This window comes from Helicobacter sp. MIT 00-7814 (assembly GCF_003364115.1).
Taxonomy (GTDB): Bacteria; Campylobacterota; Campylobacteria; order Campylobacterales; family Helicobacteraceae; genus Helicobacter_F.
Genome location: NZ_NXLL01000001.1, coordinates 87,600 through 103,675 on the forward strand (window position 1 = coordinate 87,600; position 16,076 = coordinate 103,675).

At 41.6% G+C, this 16,076-nt stretch carries 19 protein-coding genes; 7 read left to right on the forward strand and 12 right to left on the reverse strand.

Going from position 1 to position 16,076, the window contains the following annotated elements:
* Nucleotides 1-45: 45 nt before the first annotated feature.
* Nucleotides 46-894 carry a hypothetical protein gene (locus CQA49_RS00420; protein ID WP_115573991.1) on the forward strand — a complete coding sequence of 283 codons (849 nt, stop codon included), beginning with the start codon at nt 46-48 and terminating at the stop codon, nt 892-894.
* A gap of 96 nt (nt 895-990) precedes the next feature.
* Here the strand turns inward: CQA49_RS00420 and obgE are convergent, their stop codons facing one another.
* The 4 genes from obgE to rplU all read right to left on the reverse strand — a co-directional run bounded on the left by obgE (nt 991) and on the right by rplU (nt 3,286).
* On the reverse strand, nt 991-1,989 hold the full coding sequence (obgE, locus tag CQA49_RS00425) for a GTPase ObgE (RefSeq protein WP_115573992.1): 999 nt from the start codon (nt 1,987-1,989) through the stop codon (nt 991-993).
* A gap of 11 nt (nt 1,990-2,000) precedes the next feature.
* Nucleotides 2,001-2,618: a hypothetical protein gene (locus CQA49_RS00430; RefSeq protein ID WP_115573993.1), complete on the reverse strand. Its 618-nt coding sequence runs from the start codon at nt 2,616-2,618 to the stop codon at nt 2,001-2,003.
* Between the two features lie 67 nt (nt 2,619-2,685).
* A complete protein-coding gene (gene rpmA / locus CQA49_RS00435) occupies nt 2,686-2,943 on the reverse strand; it encodes a 50S ribosomal protein L27 (RefSeq protein WP_115573994.1) in 258 nt (85 codons plus the stop codon).
* Nucleotides 2,944-2,971: 28 nt separating this feature from the next.
* Nucleotides 2,972-3,286 (reverse strand): 50S ribosomal protein L21, encoded by a 315-nt coding sequence (gene rplU / locus CQA49_RS00440; RefSeq protein ID WP_115573995.1) that lies wholly within the window; start codon nt 3,284-3,286, stop codon nt 2,972-2,974.
* Between the two features lie 316 nt (nt 3,287-3,602).
* Here rplU and CQA49_RS00445 point away from each other — a divergent pair, with 316 nt between their 5' ends.
* From CQA49_RS00445 to CQA49_RS00455, 3 genes are all read left to right on the forward strand, one after another.
* Nucleotides 3,603-4,034 carry a MarR family winged helix-turn-helix transcriptional regulator gene (locus CQA49_RS00445; RefSeq protein ID WP_115573996.1) on the forward strand — a complete coding sequence of 144 codons (432 nt, stop codon included), beginning with the start codon at nt 3,603-3,605 and terminating at the stop codon, nt 4,032-4,034.
* A gap of 17 nt (nt 4,035-4,051) precedes the next feature.
* A complete protein-coding gene (locus CQA49_RS00450) occupies nt 4,052-4,615 on the forward strand; it encodes a YceI family protein (RefSeq protein ID WP_115573997.1) in 564 nt (187 codons plus the stop codon).
* A 177-nt stretch (nt 4,616-4,792) separates the two neighbouring features.
* Entirely contained in the window at nt 4,793-5,071 is a 279-nt protein-coding gene (locus CQA49_RS00455; protein ID WP_115573998.1) for a putative Se/S carrier-like protein, read from the forward strand.
* 75 nt (nt 5,072-5,146) lie between these two features.
* Here the strand turns inward: CQA49_RS00455 and CQA49_RS00460 are convergent, their stop codons facing one another.
* Nucleotides 5,147-6,820 carry a lactate permease LctP family transporter gene (locus CQA49_RS00460; RefSeq protein ID WP_115573999.1) on the reverse strand — a complete coding sequence of 558 codons (1,674 nt, stop codon included), beginning with the start codon at nt 6,818-6,820 and terminating at the stop codon, nt 5,147-5,149.
* 313 nt (nt 6,821-7,133) lie between these two features.
* Here CQA49_RS00460 and CQA49_RS00470 point away from each other — a divergent pair, with 313 nt between their 5' ends.
* Together CQA49_RS00470 and CQA49_RS00475 are read left to right on the forward strand one after the other, a co-directional pair.
* Nucleotides 7,134-8,396, forward strand: a complete 1,263-nt coding sequence (locus CQA49_RS00470; protein ID WP_115574001.1) for an ABC transporter permease — start codon at nt 7,134-7,136, stop codon at nt 8,394-8,396.
* 150 nt (nt 8,397-8,546) lie between these two features.
* A complete protein-coding gene (locus tag CQA49_RS00475) occupies nt 8,547-8,792 on the forward strand; it encodes an RNA-binding protein (RefSeq protein ID WP_115574063.1) in 246 nt (81 codons plus the stop codon).
* Nucleotides 8,793-8,958: 166 nt separating this feature from the next.
* Here CQA49_RS00475 and trpS read toward each other — a convergent pair whose 3' ends face one another.
* The 7 genes from trpS to CQA49_RS00510 form a co-directional block, all read right to left on the reverse strand.
* Nucleotides 8,959-9,987 carry a tryptophan--tRNA ligase gene (gene trpS, locus CQA49_RS00480; protein ID WP_115574002.1) on the reverse strand — a complete coding sequence of 343 codons (1,029 nt, stop codon included), beginning with the start codon at nt 9,985-9,987 and terminating at the stop codon, nt 8,959-8,961.
* Nucleotides 9,988-10,013: 26 nt separating this feature from the next.
* Entirely contained in the window at nt 10,014-10,385 is a 372-nt protein-coding gene (acpS, locus tag CQA49_RS00485) for a holo-ACP synthase (protein ID WP_115574003.1), read from the reverse strand.
* Between the two features lie 38 nt (nt 10,386-10,423).
* Nucleotides 10,424-10,984: a flagellar basal body-associated protein FliL gene (gene fliL / locus CQA49_RS00490; protein ID WP_115574004.1), complete on the reverse strand. Its 561-nt coding sequence runs from the start codon at nt 10,982-10,984 to the stop codon at nt 10,424-10,426.
* Nucleotides 10,977-11,612 carry a 16S rRNA (guanine(966)-N(2))-methyltransferase RsmD gene (gene rsmD, locus CQA49_RS00495; RefSeq protein ID WP_181882565.1) on the reverse strand — a complete coding sequence of 212 codons (636 nt, stop codon included), beginning with the start codon at nt 11,610-11,612 and terminating at the stop codon, nt 10,977-10,979. Before rsmD ends, fliL begins: the two co-directional genes overlap by 8 nt.
* A gap of 11 nt (nt 11,613-11,623) precedes the next feature.
* On the reverse strand, nt 11,624-11,956 hold the full coding sequence (locus tag CQA49_RS00500) for a hypothetical protein (RefSeq protein WP_115574006.1): 333 nt from the start codon (nt 11,954-11,956) through the stop codon (nt 11,624-11,626).
* Nucleotides 11,957-12,047: 91 nt separating this feature from the next.
* Nucleotides 12,048-12,935: a peptide chain release factor N(5)-glutamine methyltransferase gene (gene prmC / locus CQA49_RS00505; protein ID WP_115574007.1), complete on the reverse strand. Its 888-nt coding sequence runs from the start codon at nt 12,933-12,935 to the stop codon at nt 12,048-12,050.
* Nucleotides 12,936-12,947: 12 nt separating this feature from the next.
* Nucleotides 12,948-14,162, reverse strand: a complete 1,215-nt coding sequence (locus CQA49_RS00510) for a M48 family metallopeptidase (protein ID WP_115574008.1) — start codon at nt 14,160-14,162, stop codon at nt 12,948-12,950.
* A gap of 183 nt (nt 14,163-14,345) precedes the next feature.
* Here CQA49_RS00510 and pyrG point away from each other — a divergent pair, with 183 nt between their 5' ends.
* Nucleotides 14,346-16,022 (forward strand): glutamine hydrolyzing CTP synthase, encoded by a 1,677-nt coding sequence (gene pyrG, locus CQA49_RS00515; RefSeq protein WP_115574009.1) that lies wholly within the window; start codon nt 14,346-14,348, stop codon nt 16,020-16,022.
* Nucleotides 16,023-16,076: the final 54 nt, after the last annotated feature.

The window sequence follows — 16,076 nt, forward strand, 5'->3', positions numbered from 1 at the left end:
AAGCTTTTGCTATAATCTCATATATTTTTGCGTAAGGAAATGTGCTTGCAAAAAGTGATTTTTGTGTGTGTTTTGCTAGGATCATTTGTGTTTGGGGATTCTGTAAATTCTGCAAAAAAAGTGCATAATTTTTCCATTCAGACAGGGGAAATTACCCCAACAGAATCTGCCAATGAAGAATCTAAAGATTCTAAAGAGGAGCAAGATTCACAAGCACCCAAAAAAGATACAGAAAAAGATTCAGAGTGGGAATCTTCTAGGATTTTTAGCCTCAATGCCTACTTTTCCGTGCATAATCTCGCGCACTTTTATTTCAATGGCGCTCCTACCACTCTTACAACCTCAACACTAGAACTTTTATTTAACTTCCGCACCTTAGGCAAAAATACCTATTCATCTTTTGAATTCCCAAATGGCTCAACCGTCCGCACTTTGAGTAAAAATCGCCCTTTGTTTTTTGACTATTTTGCAAAGCTTTCCTTCCTAGAGACAAATCTCCCAAATGGCTCAATCACCCGCACAAATAGTAGCACAAACACGCGCAGGCGCGTTCAAGACTATGTTTCAGACATTGGCATGGGCTTAGGCGGGCAAATTGGCTGGAAAAATACAAGTGAAACGCTTTTTGTCGCTTTGCAAATTGAGGGGAATAAATTTTTAATTCCCTTCAAAAGCCCGCTTATCGCAAGTGCTAGAGTTGGCGTGAGCGTGGAATATATCACAACAGATATGATTTTAAATTTTGGGCTTTTTTATGATGGCGTGCTGTATTATGGCGGGAGCGGGAGTAGCTACTATGAAGGCAGATACAAAAACTCTCGCATCAATCTTTCAGATACAAGCTACTACGCTGGAGGCATGGGCTTGAGCGTAGGCATTGGAATGAAGTTTTAAACAAAGTAAAACATACATAAGCAGGTGAAAAATAAGTAATTTAGACTGCCTTAATTTTGAGTTGCCCCAAGATGATAAATTTCTGAAATAATAAACTTAAGGGATAGCCTCTAGGAGCAAAAATTTGAGTTTCTCTGTGTTTGTATGCACAATGGAGGAGATTTCAAGGATAAAATGCGCGTTTGGCGCAAGTGTCAAAAGCTCTTCTTTTGTTTTTGCTAGAAACTCATCAGATTCTAGCACATCGGCTTTGCTTAGGGCGATTCCAAAGTCTCTAGTGCTAAGCTCTTTTGAAAAATTACCCAACTCAAATTTGAGATTCTCAAACTGCGCGCGCGGGGATAAATCACTACGCGTCAAATCCAGCACAAAAAGCAAAAACTTCACGCGCTCAATATGCTTTAAAAATTGCAGTCCCAATCCTTTGCCCTCACTTGCGCCCTCGATAATGCCCGGAATATCCGCCATCACAAAAGAGCGCAACATATCCACTTCCACCACGCCAAGATGGGGCGTAATCGTGGTAAATTCATAGTTTGCCACCTCTGGTTTGGCGTTTGAAAGTGTGGAAATAAGGCTTGATTTCCCCACATTTGGATAGCCCACAAGCCCCACATCAGCGATGAGTTTGAGCTCTAGGCGGATATGCAAACTTTCGCCATTGATGCCTTTTTGCGCGTAGGTTGGTGCTTGATTAGTCGCGCTTTTAAAGCGTGCGTTGCCAAGCCCGCCTTTCCCGCCATGCAAAAACACCACGCGAGAATCTAGCGTGTCTAAATCCACCAAAACTTCTTTGGTTTCAAAATTCAGAATCTGTGTGCCAAGCGGGACTTTAATAACCAAATCTTCCCCACTTTTCCCTGTGCAACGCCTAGCGCCACCGGGCGCGCCATTTTGCGCTTTGTGATGTTTCGTGCCACGGAATCTTGCGAGCGTGTTTAGCGCGGTATCCACTTCAAAGATGACATCGCCACCTTTGCCCCCATCGCCACCATCAGGTCCGCCTTGTATGACAAATTTTTCCCGCCGAAAGCTCACCGCTCCCGCGCCACCATTCCCAGAGCTTACAAAAATATCCGCACTATCGACAAACATCAACGCTCCTCTTAATAATCATCAGAAAAACGCACAAAAATGCCAAAGACAATCGCGCTATTTGGCTTTGCAGTGGGCAAGTCAGAATAAAGCACATAGCCAATCTTCCATGGCACACCTACACGAAAAGTCGTATAAACCTCGCTTTTTTCGTAAGCAGTGGCAATGTAATGTGTCGCACCAATGCCAAAGTAGGCATAATCACCCTCCCTGGCAAATGGCCTATCAACAATGCTTAATTCCACGCCCAAGGGCATATAAAAGCCAAAAGTGCCTCTGCCAAAACTCGTAGAATCCACCACGCGCCAAGAAGCCCCAAGCCCAATATGCGCGCTAAGTGAAAAATGTGCGCCCAAATAATAGCGTATCTGTTGCAAAATCGCTATTTCAGAAATATTTGAGTTGGTGTCAAACTTGCTAAATTGCAGTTGGAATCCATTCAAAAGCTCCATACGCGCAGTGGTGAAAAATGGCATTTTATGAGATTGTTGTGTTTGCGGTGGTGTTTGTGATGTGCTTTCTTGCTGTGTTGTGGAATAGTTAGAATCTACAGAATCTTGAGATTGCGCAAAAAGATAGCTATTTGTAAAAACTAGTATGCCTAGCACAAAAGAATAGAATCTGTTCATTATAGCTACTTAAAAATAAGGTATGCGTAAAAAGCGTGCAAACGCACGCCATATTAGGTTACGCTTTTTAAGACGCTGGGACTACAGAGACTTTTTTGCGCTCTTTTGATTTTTGTGTGAATTTCACCACACCATCAATAAGCGCGAAAATCGTATGATCTTTCCCCATACCTACATTATCGCCCGGATGCACTTTTGTGCCTCGCTGTCTGATGATAATATTTCCTGCACGCACAAACTGCGAACCGAATTTTTTCACACCTAAGCGGCGTCCCGCAGAATCGCGGTTATTTTGGGTGCTACCCTGACCTTTTTTGTGTGCCATATTTTGCTCCTTAAAGTTTTGCTAAAGCTTATTTTTCAGAGATTTTGAGGATTCTCACGCGTGTGAAATCTCTACGGAATCCGCGTTTAGTCTTGCTATCTTTGCGACGACGCTTTTTAAAAGTGATTACTTTTTTGCCTCTGCCTTCATTAATCACTTCAGCCTCTATTTTAGCCCCTGCGACAAGCGGAGTGCCGACACTCAGCTCGCTTCCATTATGCAGTGCCAAAACTTCATTAAACTCTACCTTTGACTTTGGCTCAAGGCTTAGCTTGTCAAGCAAAACAATGCTTCCCTCGCTTACCTTGTATTGTTTGCCTCCATTCTTAAATATTGCATACATCTGCATTCCTTAGAATTTAAAAGTTTTGTTTTTTGTGAAAACAAGACGCGGATTTTAGCTAAAAAATTTTTAATATAAGCTTTAATGCCTTATGAATCTTTGCGACAAAAGCCGGTGGAATAAAATATCTTTTAATGAAAATAATGAAAAATTACTATTTAAGTTTTATTTTAGATTAGATTCTGTAGTATTTCCTTGTCGATTATAGTAATTAAAAGTTATTATAATCGACTTTCCCACATGTCCCAAATGTAGAAAATTGTAAAATTACCCCAATAAGGCTACAATACGCCAAATAAAATTTTGAGGTGTGTCAATGTGTCCGAATATTCAGGAATGTGTCGGCTTCCTTGCGACAAGCATTTGTAAGATTCTCTCAAGCGAGTTTGACAAGCAGCTTGAGGAGTTTGGCATCACGCATAAGCAGGCGGGGATTCTTTGGAAGTGTTTTGATACTCCCACTTCTCAAACGCATCTTTGCGACATTGCGAATGCGGATAAAAACTATGTGCGGTTTTTCATCGATGATTTGGAGGCTAAAGGGCTTGTGACGCGCGTGAAAAATCCGCAAAATAGGCGCGAAAATATGATCCATTTGACAGAATCTGGCAAAGAGCTTGCGCTAAAAACTTATGAAATGCTTTTAAGATTTCAAGAAGGGGCGCTGTTAGAGCATATTTCAGAATCCGAATACGAAAGCATAAAGGGAATTTTAGAAAAAATCTACTTGGGACTTTACAAAAACTAAAAACTAAAGGAGCAAGTATGCAATTTTTTCAAAAATCACTTTTGGCAGGTGCGGCGTTTTGGCTAATTTTTGGCGCGAGTGGCGCATTTGGCATAGAGGAAAGCTATGGCATAGGGCAAGATTCTAAAATCGCTTTTCATGCGAAAAAGTTTGGCTTTGTGAGCGTTGATGGCGAGTTTAAGAAGTTTTCTGGAGATTTGCGCTTAGATGAAAATGTGATTGTCGCGCTTAGTGGCGTGGTCGAGCTAGAATCTGTTTTTAGCGATAGCAAGGGGCGCGATGAGCATTTGCTAAAAGAAGATTTTTTCGATACTGCGAACTTCAAGCAGGCGCATTTAAAAATGCTAAGTTATGAAGAAAAAGAGCAAAAAGATGGCAAGATTTTGGGTGTGATGAAGGTTTTGCTTGATTTACATGGCGTGCAAAAAGAGCTTGAGCTTACGACAGAATTGCAAAATGGCAAGGAGTTAGAGCTAACTTTGCGCGGGGAGCTTAATATCAAGGATTTTGGCATCGAAGGAAGCGCGATGAATAGTAATAGCGTGAAGCTAGAATTCCACACAATATGGGGAGCTATATAAAGCTAAAATAGAGGCGAGGCAGGAAAAATTAAAGAATAAATTAAAGAATCTGGGATTTTAAAAATCTTAATATTTGCGATAAGTCCGCGTTTAGAGTCTGTGTTTGGGGCTTTAGATTTTGCATCTTAGATTCTGGATTTAGATTTTGGGCTTTAATTGCATTTTTGAGGGGCGTGAATGATTTTTCAAGGCTATCTTATTTTCCCAACTACAAGCGCGGCATTTGTCGCAAGTAGGGCGCTTGCAAGTCCGAGCTTTGCAAAGTTTGGGCTTATCTTTGAGCATTGCCCCGCTCCACGCGAATATTCCCACGACTGCACGCTGGCAATCTACCTTGAAAGCACAAAAGAGGATTTTAGCAAAGAAGAGATTCTGTATTTAAGCACAGAATTTGAGAATCTTTTGGCACAAAAAGAAATCGCTTTTAAATTTGTCTGCACGAGCGAAAAGAGTTAGAGGATAAATTTTTAATAAAGATATTTGAAGATTTAAGAGAATCTTTATAGATTCTCTTAAATCTTAGAAAATCCCTTATGAAGGGATAATCCAAGTAAGATGGAAGGCGATGAGGTAGGTGAAAACTCCTACACCGATAACAAGTAAAATAGAGTATTTCACCGTGTATTTGAAAAGATCAGATTCTTTGCCAACCAAGCCAACCGCCGCGCACGCGATAGCGATACTTTGTGGGCTTATCATTTTCCCAACCACGCCACCTACAGAGTTTGCTGCAAGGAATAGCACTTCTGGTATGCCAAGCTCACGTGCTGTAAGCTGCTGCAAAGAGCCAAAGAGCAAGTTTGAGCTTGTATCGCTTCCTGTTAGGAATACACCAATCCAACCAACTATAGGTGAGAAGAACGCAAATGCGTTGCCTGTTTGTGCGAGTGCTTGCGCTATGGTAGCTGAAATACCGCTATAGTTTGAAATATATGCAAAGCCCACAACAAGCGAGATTGTGAGGATTGCGAATTTCATTTCATTGAGCGTTTCGCCAAAAGTGCGTACAGCTGTGGAAACCTTGACTTTAAGCATTACCATTGTGATGAGTGCGACGATAAGAATCGATGTCCCAACGGTGTTGATAAGCGGAACTTTAAAGACTGACGCAACTGAAACAGGCGCATGCTGTGCAAACTCCGCTAAAGAACTAAAACTAAACTTCAATACAAGTGCGCTTAAGATTCCCGCTTCTGTAGCGATAGTTTTACCATCAGAAAGCTTTTCTCCAGCTCCGACAAAAAGATCTTTAAACCAAGGTTGCGTCCAAATCACAATTATCCCGATGAGAATAACAAAAGGCATCCACGCCAAAACAATTTCTTGTGTGGAATGTTTTTTTACTTCAAGTTTTGCGCTGTTGCCAACTTCTTCATCGAATTTGAAAACATTTTTTGGCTTCCAAAAGCGCAAGAATACCGCCATACACGCAATTGAAACAACCGCTGAAGCAATATCTGGCAATTCTGGTCCAAATTGCGTCGCAGTGATAAATTGCACAATCGCAAAGCTCCCGCCTGCTACAAAACACGCTGGCCATGTTTCTTTCACACCTTTAAATCCATTCATCAAAAAAACTAGGAAAAATGGCACAAAAAGCGAAAGTGGCGGAAGCATATGTCCTGCCATTGCAGAAATTTTAATCGCATCCACATGCACAGCCCCAGCCATCGCAGTAATCGGAATTCCAACCGCGCCAAATGCCACAGGAGCAGTGTTTGCAATCATACAAAGTCCAGCTGCATAAAGCGGACGCAAACCTAGCCCCACAAGCAACGCTGCCGTAATCGCCACAGGTCCGCCAAATCCAATTGCACCTTCCAAAAACGCCCCAAAGCAAAATCCTATGAGAATCACTTGCAAGCGCTGATCTGGCGTGATAGCAATGATAGATTCACGCAAAATATCAAAATAGCCAGACTTCACCGTGAGCTTGTAGAGGAAAATCGCCGCGATGATAATCCACGCAATCGGCCAAAATCCATACAATGCCCCATACACAAAGCTCCACGCCATCGCATCAATAGGCATATTAAATGCCGCAACTGCGATAATTGCCGCACATACAACGGTCAAAAAGCCCGCTGTGTGCCCCTTTAACTTAAACACCACAAGAGAAACAAAGAAAAGCAAAATAGGCAAAAACGCCACAAACGCGCTTAGCCAAATGCTCTCAAATGGTTGGAAATTCTGAATCTGATCCATACGCACTCCTTCTTAAAGTTTGATTAAAAACAATCTATCCTAACAGCTTTTTTTAAAAATCAAAAATCGCTTTTGTAGAAAAATGCAATCTAAACGCTTTTTGTGTAGGAATTAAACACTCTTTAAAGAGAATCTCGCACTTTTGGCATTTTTGAGAGCCCAAAATAGCTCTAAAAACATTGCAATAAATTTTTCGCTCAAATCTTTGTCTATATTTATATAAAATGCTAGAATCCGCTTCAAAATTGCCTTTCAAAATTAAATGTGTAAATTTTACACAATCTTAAAACCTAAGCTCTAAGGATTCTCAAAAATGCGTGCGCGACCAAATTTGCGATTAAGTTTATATGTCCTGCCAAAATATTTGCGCTTTGATAAAAGCCAGCCTTTTATCAGTGTTACGGCGCTTTTGGCGTTTTTTGGCGTTGGCATTGGCGTGATGGTGCTGTGCGTGGCGATGGCGATAATGAATGGTATGAGCAAAGAGTTTGAGCGTAAGCTTTTTATTATGAATTATCCTTTAAGTATTTATGCAATGAGCTCAAAAGGCGTGAGTGAGGAGATTTTACAAGCTTTAAAAGTGCAGTTTCCTAATCTTTTATTTAGCCCATATTTGCGCGCAAATGCCCTAAGTCGCGCGGGAAATGATATGAATGCGGCGGTGGTGCTTGGCGTTGATATAGAGAGTGAAATCGCTCTTAATGAAGTGGTAAAAAAGGCGTATGAGGGGGAAAATGGCGCTTTAGATAAAGAGAAAATCGCGCAATTTAGGGAAAATGAGTTTTCCGCGCTCATTGGCAAAGAGCTAAGTTTGCGCTATTTTTTAGAATCTGGCGATAAGCTAAGTTTGTATTTTACAAACCTTGAGCCCAGCGCATTTGGGCTTTTCCCGCAAAGCAAGCGTTTTGAGGTGGCGGATGTGTTTGATTCTGGGCTTAGGGCGTATAATGAGGCGTATATTTATACGAATTTAAGCGCGTTACAGAAATTACGAAAGCTAGATTCTGGGCTCTATGATGGAATCCATGTTTTTAGCAAAGATGCTTTCAAGGACAAAGAGCTTTTGAAAGATTTTTTGCGCCAACATTTTAGCGAGCGTGTGGGCGTTGAAGGCTGGTGGGAGCAAAATGGGAATTTTTTTTCCGCGATGGAGCTAGAAAAGCGCGCGCTTTTTATCGTGCTGATGCTTATTATCCTTATGGCGAGTTTGAATATTATTAGCTCGCTTTTGATGGTTGTGATGACGCGCAGGCGCGAGATTGCGCTTATGCTCTCAATGGGTGCGAGCAAAAGAGAGATAAAGCAGAGCTTTTTTTTACTCGGTGTGGTGATTGGCGGGGGTGGCATTGTGCTTGGCGTGATTCTGACTTGCATTGCGCTTTTTGTGCTAAGTCATTTTCCTATCATTTCCCTGCCTGCTGATGTTTATGGCACAAGCACACTTCCGCTTGAGCTAAGCGCGATTGATTTTTTACTCACACTTTTTGGGGCGATTGTCATTGTGTGTGCATCATCGTATTACCCAGCTTATAAAGCCTCGCAAATTGACGCGCTTGCAGTTTTGCGTAATGAATAGCTTGCAAGGGCTTTGCAGGCATAATATTAAGCTGAGTTTAAGTTTTCTAAGAATAGAATGCTCAAACCTAAGCTTTAGCTTGCCCTCAAAAAAGATCTTTCCTTTTTGTTTGCAATCCAAAGTTTTAAGGAAAACACAAAGGAGTTTGGTTTGAAGACAATTTATGTAGGGAATTTGGTGTATTCTGCATCAAAAGAGAGCGTTAAGGAGCTTTTTTCGCAGTTCGGGGAAGTTTTTTCAGTAAAGCTGATTAATGACCATGAGAGTGGCAGACCAAAAGGCTTTGGTTTCGTGGAAATGGAAGATGCTGATGCACTCAAAGCCATTGAAGCGCTTAATGACAAAGACTTCCAAGGGCGCAATTTACGCGTAAATGAGGCAAAACCTCGCGCGTAAGCGACTTAAAAGACACTTTTTGTGTTTTTAATTTTGTGTCAGGCATACGCTTGACACGCCTTATCTTTCTTAATACTTCAAATATTTTTCATTAAATTTTCACATATAACTAAAATTTGCTAGGTAATTTACAGGGATTCTAATTATTTCTAATTTTTCTTAGAATCTACACCAATCCCACAAGTGTTTTTGCCTTTACATAAGTATCGCGGGCGATTTCGCGCACACGATTTGCACTAGAATCTAAAATCTGCTCGATATAGCCCTTTTCTGCCACAAGGCGCGTGTATTCCTCTCGTATCCCGCGCAGAGATTCTATCAACACTTCCGCTAAACGCGCCTTTAGCACGCCATAGCCTGCCCCTGCAAACTCCTGCTCGATTGCCTCGCGTGATTGCGCGCTAAAAATCTCATAAATACACAAAAGATTATAAAGCCCTGCGCGTGCGGGATCAAAGACAATGCCACTTTGAGAATCTGTGACTGCTTTTTTGCATTTACGCGTAATAATTTCTGGGCTATCAAGCAAAAAAATCGCGTGATTTTCGCCCTTAGCGGATTTGCTCATTTTAGATTCTGGATTATCAAAGCCCATGACGCGCGCACCAACCTTTGGAATGAGCGGTTTTGGAATCTTAAAGCACTCGCCAAAATCGCGGTTAAAGCGCTCCGCTACATCGCGCGTAAGCTCTAAATGCTGTTTTTGATCCTCGCCCACCGGCACAAAATCGGCTTGATAAAGCAAAATATCCGCCGCCATTAAAGCTGGATAGTTAAAAAGCCCGACGTTGATATTTTTTGGATTCTTACTTGATTTATCCTTAAACTGCGTCATACGGCTCATATCACCCATCGGAATATTGCAATCCAAAATCCACGCAAGCGCGGCATGCTCATCAATCTGGCTTTGGATAAAAAGGCTAGATTTTTGCATATCAATGCCACACGCCAAAAGCATCGCTGCTAGCTCATAAGTCTTTGCGCGTAAGATTTGTGGATCTTGACGCGTAGTGATGGCGTGGGAATTCACCACGCAAAAAATATTTTCATACAAATCTTGAGAATCTACCCAATTTTTCACCGCACCTAAATAATTGCCCAAATGTATATCGCCTGTTGGCTGGATCCCGGAAAATACACGGGGCTTGCACGAAGTTTGCGCTTGAAAAGTTTGAGAATCCTTAGAATCACTCATAAAAAATCCTTTATTTTGCAATGTTTTTATCTAAGCATCACGCATGCAATGGCAAACTCCCTCTCATGCGTAATACTTAGCGCGATGTGGGAAAAATGCTTTTGCGCTTGAAAATTACAAAGTTTTTGCGTGCTTAATGTGATATGTGGCGCGCCTTTAGAATCTAGGCTGATAGTCATATCCAAAAACCCAAGCTCCTTGCCAATCCCACAACCAAAAGCCTTGCTAAGCGCCTCTTTAGCCGCCCAAAATCCCGCTAAACGATGATAATTGAGCGATTCTTTTCTTTGACAAAGCGTAATTTCATCATTTGATAAAAAGCGCTGCATTGCCCTAATCCCAAATTTTTCCACAAATTCACGCATTCTAGGAATGCTCACCATATCAATGCCTAGCACTTCATTAAGCCCTTAAACCGCGTTAGAATCTGCCAATTTTAGCCAATAAGGAAGCTTGTGAAAAAGACATTTTTAATGCTGCCATCGATGAGGAATTCATTGAGCCTTTGGACGATTTCATCTTTCAGGCGATTTTTGCCCTTTGTGGTGGCGACTTCTTCAAGCGACTTTGATGCGAGGATTTCAATAATCGCATCAGTTAGCATCGGAAGCTTTGATTCTATCTCTGGTTGTGTTTCTGGCTTGTCAAGCTCGAGATTTATTTTTGTGATGAGAATTTTTTTACCCGTTTGCGTCATTAGATTAACGCGGAATTCCTCTGCGATGGGAAATATAGGTCCGACTTTCGCGTAATCAGTTGCGCGCGCGCTCACGGTGTTGCCAACGACAATCTTTGGCGTTTGTGGTTGGGCTGTTTGCTGCTGGACTTGAGCCTGCTGAGGCTGGGCTTCATTGCCATTTGAGCTTGTAAATACAAGCACGACAATCACCACCAGCAACAAAATAAGCAAAACGCCAACGCCAATAATCACAAATAAAATCGTCTTATTTTTCTTGTTTTCTGCGCTAGCTTGAGTGTTTTCTTGTTCTTCAGCCATGGAATTCTCCTTGTGTGTTTGAAAAATACGATATCGTGCTTTTTCCAAATTTTTTGTGTTTTATTTTAACAAAATTTCCAAGACTTTGAGGAATTTTCGCCTCGCTCATTCCTTCAAACGCACAAAGAAAAATATGGGGATTCTCAATCTGCGCGATAAACTCAAAACAGCGCACATACATATCCTCCATACCAGCGCGCACGAAAAATGGCGGGTCAAGATAGAGAATGCTTGCATTTTGTAAGCTCGCCAAAAGCGCGCTAGAGGTGAAAAAATCCTGCGCAAAAACTTTAAATTGCAATGCGCTATGACGCGCCTTTGCACGCGCGAGATTATGAGAGAGAATCTGTGCGTTTTGGAAATTAGATTCAAAAAATAGCGCTTCTTTTGCACCATGGCTAAGCGCTTCTATCCCCATAGAGCCGCTTCCGCCAAAAGCTTCAATAAAACTCGCTCCTTTAATCTGCACGCCGATGGAATTGAAAAAAGATTCTCTTACAATCGCCTTAGTTGGGCGAGTTTGGGATTTTTGCTCGATAAAAGGAAATTCTAATTTGAAACCTTTTAAAATCCCGCTGTTTATGCGGATAGCTGGGATTTTAGAATCTCTTGCGTGTGGCTTTTGCATTAGCATTCAAATTAGCGCTGTAAAAGAGCGATAAGTTTTTTGGTGTATTCTTGCATGAGCGCTTCTACTTCGCTTTGTAATGCTTGACTTTGCAGATTTGAGCCTGCAAGTTTGAGGCAATGCGTGTTGTAGAAAGTTTTTAAGCTTTGCATAAGGCTTTGCGGTGTGAAAGGCTGTAAAATATCGCAATCCTTGCTTCCTAGTAGGCAAAGTGGCTTTAGCGTGGGCTTTGGGATATCGCTTAGGACAAAATCACTCTGCGTTTCCTCGCAAATATAGTCTTTTAAAAAATATTCTAGCGTGCTTTGCAGAAGAAGATTCTCGCATTGTAGGGAAATTTTCATTTGCGTTCCTTAAAATTGAAAATATGGGGAGAATTTATGCGGGGATTCTAGCATTTTTTGTGCCTTTGCGCTTTTTGCGCGCACAAAAATCTTAAAAAAATTCCAGCACAAAGCCCCTATCAAACCCGCTCAAATCCTTATAAAACTCTAGCTTTTTATGCGCAATTCGCGCGATAAACGCGCTTAAAAATTCCTTTTGATCATAGCCCATTTCACACACCAGCGCCCTAGCGCCCACGCGCTTAGATTCTAAAATCAACGCTTCTAAAATCTCGCTGCCCCTTTCCCCGCCAAAAAGCGCATTTTGTGGCTCAAACTTAAGAGGCGTGCTTAGAGGATAATCGTTTGCGATGTAAGGCGGATTTGAAACAATAAGCGCGCCTTTAAGCTTTTGTGCGCCAAGATTTGTGATGAAAGGCTCTAGTAGCGAGCCAAAGAAAAGCGAAACTTGAGAATCTAGCCCAAAATGCGCGCAATTTTTTGCACTCAAAGCGAGGGCTTTTTGGTTAATATCGCTTGCGTAGATTCTAAGCTTTGGATTTAAGCGCGCGAGGGTTAGCGCGATAATGCCCGAGCCAACGCCAACTTCAAAGATTTCTTGTGCGTTAGTTTGCGTAAGCAATGCCTGCACTTTATCGATGAGAATCTCACTTTCCGTACGCGGGATAAGCACACCAGATTCTATAAAAAATTCCTCACCATAAAAACTCACTTTTCCTGTAAGATATTCGATAGGTTCGCCATTTGCGCGTCTTTTGATAAGTGCAAAAAATTCATTTTCTTGCTCCTTTGAAAGAGGCTTTTCGCCAAATGTATGCAAAAAGATTCTCTCTTCCCCCAAAATATGGCTTAATAAAAGTTCAGATTCTAAACTTACGCGGGGTTTTGGCAGTGTGGGATTTAAAGAAAGGTCTTTTTTGACAAAAGGCGCGTTATTTAAAAGCGCCCTAGCCTTTTCAAGCGCGCAAGCAATTGTCATTGATTCTAAAGCTTAGGCTTTTGCACTTACTTCATAATCAAGTGCTTTGAGGCGTTCCAAAAGTGGCGGATGCGAATAGTAAAAAAAGATATACAAAGGATGCGAGCTAGGGAATTCTTTATTTTCATTCACCAAGCGCACAAGCGCATTTGCAAGGTGGTTTTTGGATGACAAACTCGCGCCAAAGGCATCAGCGCCATATTCTGCCTTGCGTGAAAAATACCCCATAATCGGCAAAAACCAAAACGACAGCACAGGCTCTAGCAAAAGTAATAAGCTTAGCGTGCCAGCGCTATTTTGAGGCAATGCGCTTTGGGTGTAAAAAATCGCGGGGAAATGCGAAGCGATGAAAAAAAGCACAAATAAAAAGCTCCCAGCGATAAAAATATTTTTCAAAATATCCTTATGCTTGAAATGCCCCAACTCATGCCCCAAAATCGCCAAAAGCCCATCTTTGCTAATCTTATCAAGTAGCGTGTCAAAAAGCACCACGCGCTTTGTCCTACCAATGCCCCCAAAATACGCATTTAGTCGCCCATCTCTTTTGCTCGCGTCCATCACAAACACGCCAGAGCTTTTAAAGCCAACTTGTGAGAGTAAAGATTCTATGCGGTTTTTTAGCTCGATATCTTCTAATGGTGCAAACTTATTAAAAAGTGGCGCGATGAGCGTGGGATAAATGGCATTTGCCACGATGACAATGGCAAACACAAGGCAGAATCCAGCTATCCACCAATATTCAAAATTCCCAATCACCCACAATAAGCCATAAAAAATCGCTCCGCCGATAAGAATCCCAAGCACGCTAGATTTTAGCAAATCCACAAAAAAGAGCCCGACACTTTGCTTGCAGAATCCATATTTCTTATCAATGCCAAAGGTTTGATACAGCGAAAGCGGAAGCTTGATAAGCGCGCTTATCAAAAAAAGAAGCAAAAGGAAAATCACACCTTGCAAATAAAAATTTAGCCCAAAAGCGCTAAGATACGCCCAAAGTGCGCCAAGCCCAAAGCTAATCCACGCACAAAACACCACCGCATCGATGATTTTTTCTATGATTCCAAGGCGCAGGTTTGCTAGCGCATAATATCCAGCTTTCAAATAATCTTTAGAATCTAGCAAAATAGCCTCTTTGGTGAGAGCCTTTTTGATATGTGTGCATTGCAAAAGCGCTAAGATAATGCTAGGCAAACTATACAGCAATAAAAATAAAGCAATTAATAGCATGCTATTTGCTCCTTATGTGTTGTGGAAATTGAAAAGTTGTATAAAGGCGCAATCTTACAAGCTAAAAAATACAAAGTGGTAAATAATCTCATTGTAAAAGTAGAGAAATTCAAGGAATTTATAGAATTCGCGCTTTATAATTACGCAAAAATTTTCTCTCAAGTTTAAGTCAAAGGCAAAATTATGAAAAATCCATCTCATACAGAATCTAGCTCTAAAAAAGAGGTGAAGTATATCTTTGTAACCGGTGGCGTTTTAAGCTCGCTTGGTAAGGGAATCACCTCATCTTCGCTTGCGACACTTTTGCAACATAGCGGTTTTAATGTGAGTATTTTAAAGATTGATCCTTATATCAATGTCGATCCGGGCACGATGAGTCCGCTAGAGCATGGCGAAGTGTTTGTCACAAGCGATGGTGCGGAGACGGATTTAGACATAGGGCATTATGAGCGCTTTTTAAATAAAAATTTTTATAAGACAAATAACTTCACCACCGGGCAGGTGTATCTTTCAGTGATTGAAAATGAGCGCAAAGGCAAATATCTAGGCAAAACTATTCAAATCGTCCCGCATATCGTTGATGAGATAAAACATAGAATCCGCCTTGCAGGGATTAATCAAGCTGATGGAAGCGCGTATGATTTTCTCATCGTTGAGCTTGGCGGCACCGTTGGCGATATGGAAGGAATGCCATATTTAGAGGCGATGCGACAGATGAAACACGAACTAGGGTTAAAGCGCGTTGTGAGCGTGCATGTGACGCTTATCCCGCTTGTGCGTGCTGCTGGTGAGCTAAAGACAAAGCCAACACAGCACAGCGTGCAGGAATTGCGCAGAATTGGGATTTCACCGCAGATTCTTGTGGCGCGTAGTGAAAAAATGCTAAGCATTGATCTTAAGCGCAAACTCGCGCTAAGTTGCGATGTCGATGATGATAGCGTGATTGTGGCAAAAGATTCTCAAAGCATTTATCAATGCCCGCTAGATTTTTTACAAGAAGGTATTTTGGTGCCACTTGCGCGCATTTTTGACTTGGGAGAGTTAAGCCCAAATATGGACGAATGGGATATGCTTGTAAAAAAAATCATCTCGCCAAAAGACACCATAACCATTGGTTTTGTGGGTAAATATCTCTCTTTGAAAGAATCTTACAAATCCTTAATAGAAGCGCTTATCCACGCTGGAGCAAACACAAATACGCGCGTAAATATCAAGTGGATTGATAGTGAATTGCTAGAAGATAATATAAGTATTTTAGATGAAGTGGATTCTATCCTTATCCCCGGGGGCTTTGGGGAGCGTGGGATTGAAGGGAAGTTGCGCGCGATTACCTATGCGAGGGAAAACAAAATCCCTTTGCTTGGAATCTGCCTTGGCATGCAGCTTAGCATTATCGAGTATGCGCGCAATGTGCTAGGCATTAAGGAGGCAAATTCTAGCGAGTTTGACAAAGACACAAAAGAGCCTGTGATTTATTTAATCGAAGATTTTATAGATTCTCAAGGGAATAAACAGCTTAGAACGCACACTTCGCCTATGGGAGGCACGATGCGTTTGGGCGAATATGAATGCAAGATTAAAAAAGGCACAAAGCTTTATGATGCCTACAAACAAGAGCTTATCAAAGAGCGCCACCGCCACCGCTATGAGGCAAATCCAGCGTATAAAGAAGCTTTGCAAAAAGCAGGGCTTATTGTGAGTGGGGAAAGTAATGGGCTCATTGAAGCAATTGAATTAGAAAATCACCCGTGGTTTGTGGCGGTGCAATTCCACCCAGAATTTACCTCAAGGCTCAAAAATCCAAACCCGATTATTTTAGAGTTTCTTAAGCAAACGCTAGCTCACAAGCGCATACGATAGATTCTCTAAACTTAAAAAGGCATTTTAGAAATACATTTGCAAAGGGAGGAATTT

Coding starts and splice junctions, on each gene's coding strand:
- CQA49_RS00500 (WP_115574006.1), bottom strand. CDS start 11,956: ATGAAAATTTCCCTACAATGCGAGAATCTTCTTCTGCAAAGCACGCTA.
- trpS (WP_115574002.1), bottom strand. CDS start 9,987: ATGAGTGATTCTAAGGATTCTCAAACTTTTCAAGCGCAAACTTCGTGC.
- CQA49_RS00450 (WP_115573997.1), top strand. CDS start 4,052: ATGCAATTTTTTCAAAAATCACTTTTGGCAGGTGCGGCGTTTTGGCTA.
- CQA49_RS00510 (WP_115574008.1), bottom strand. CDS start 14,162: ATGCTATTAATTGCTTTATTTTTATTGCTGTATAGTTTGCCTAGCATT.
- CQA49_RS00445 (WP_115573996.1), top strand. CDS start 3,603: ATGTGTCCGAATATTCAGGAATGTGTCGGCTTCCTTGCGACAAGCATT.
- obgE (WP_115573992.1), bottom strand. CDS start 1,989: ATGTTTGTCGATAGTGCGGATATTTTTGTAAGCTCTGGGAATGGTGGC.
- CQA49_RS00470 (WP_115574001.1), top strand. CDS start 7,134: ATGCGTGCGCGACCAAATTTGCGATTAAGTTTATATGTCCTGCCAAAA.
- prmC (WP_115574007.1), bottom strand. CDS start 12,935: ATGACAATTGCTTGCGCGCTTGAAAAGGCTAGGGCGCTTTTAAATAAC.
- CQA49_RS00455 (WP_115573998.1), top strand. CDS start 4,793: ATGATTTTTCAAGGCTATCTTATTTTCCCAACTACAAGCGCGGCATTT.
- rplU (WP_115573995.1), bottom strand. CDS start 3,286: ATGTATGCAATATTTAAGAATGGAGGCAAACAATACAAGGTAAGCGAG.
- fliL (WP_115574004.1), bottom strand. CDS start 10,984: ATGGCTGAAGAACAAGAAAACACTCAAGCTAGCGCAGAAAACAAGAAA.
- rsmD (WP_181882565.1), bottom strand. CDS start 11,612: ATGCAAAAGCCACACGCAAGAGATTCTAAAATCCCAGCTATCCGCATA.
- pyrG (WP_115574009.1), top strand. CDS start 14,346: ATGAAAAATCCATCTCATACAGAATCTAGCTCTAAAAAAGAGGTGAAG.
- CQA49_RS00430 (WP_115573993.1), bottom strand. CDS start 2,618: ATGAACAGATTCTATTCTTTTGTGCTAGGCATACTAGTTTTTACAAAT.
- CQA49_RS00460 (WP_115573999.1), bottom strand. CDS start 6,820: ATGGATCAGATTCAGAATTTCCAACCATTTGAGAGCATTTGGCTAAGC.
- rpmA (WP_115573994.1), bottom strand. CDS start 2,943: ATGGCACACAAAAAAGGTCAGGGTAGCACCCAAAATAACCGCGATTCT.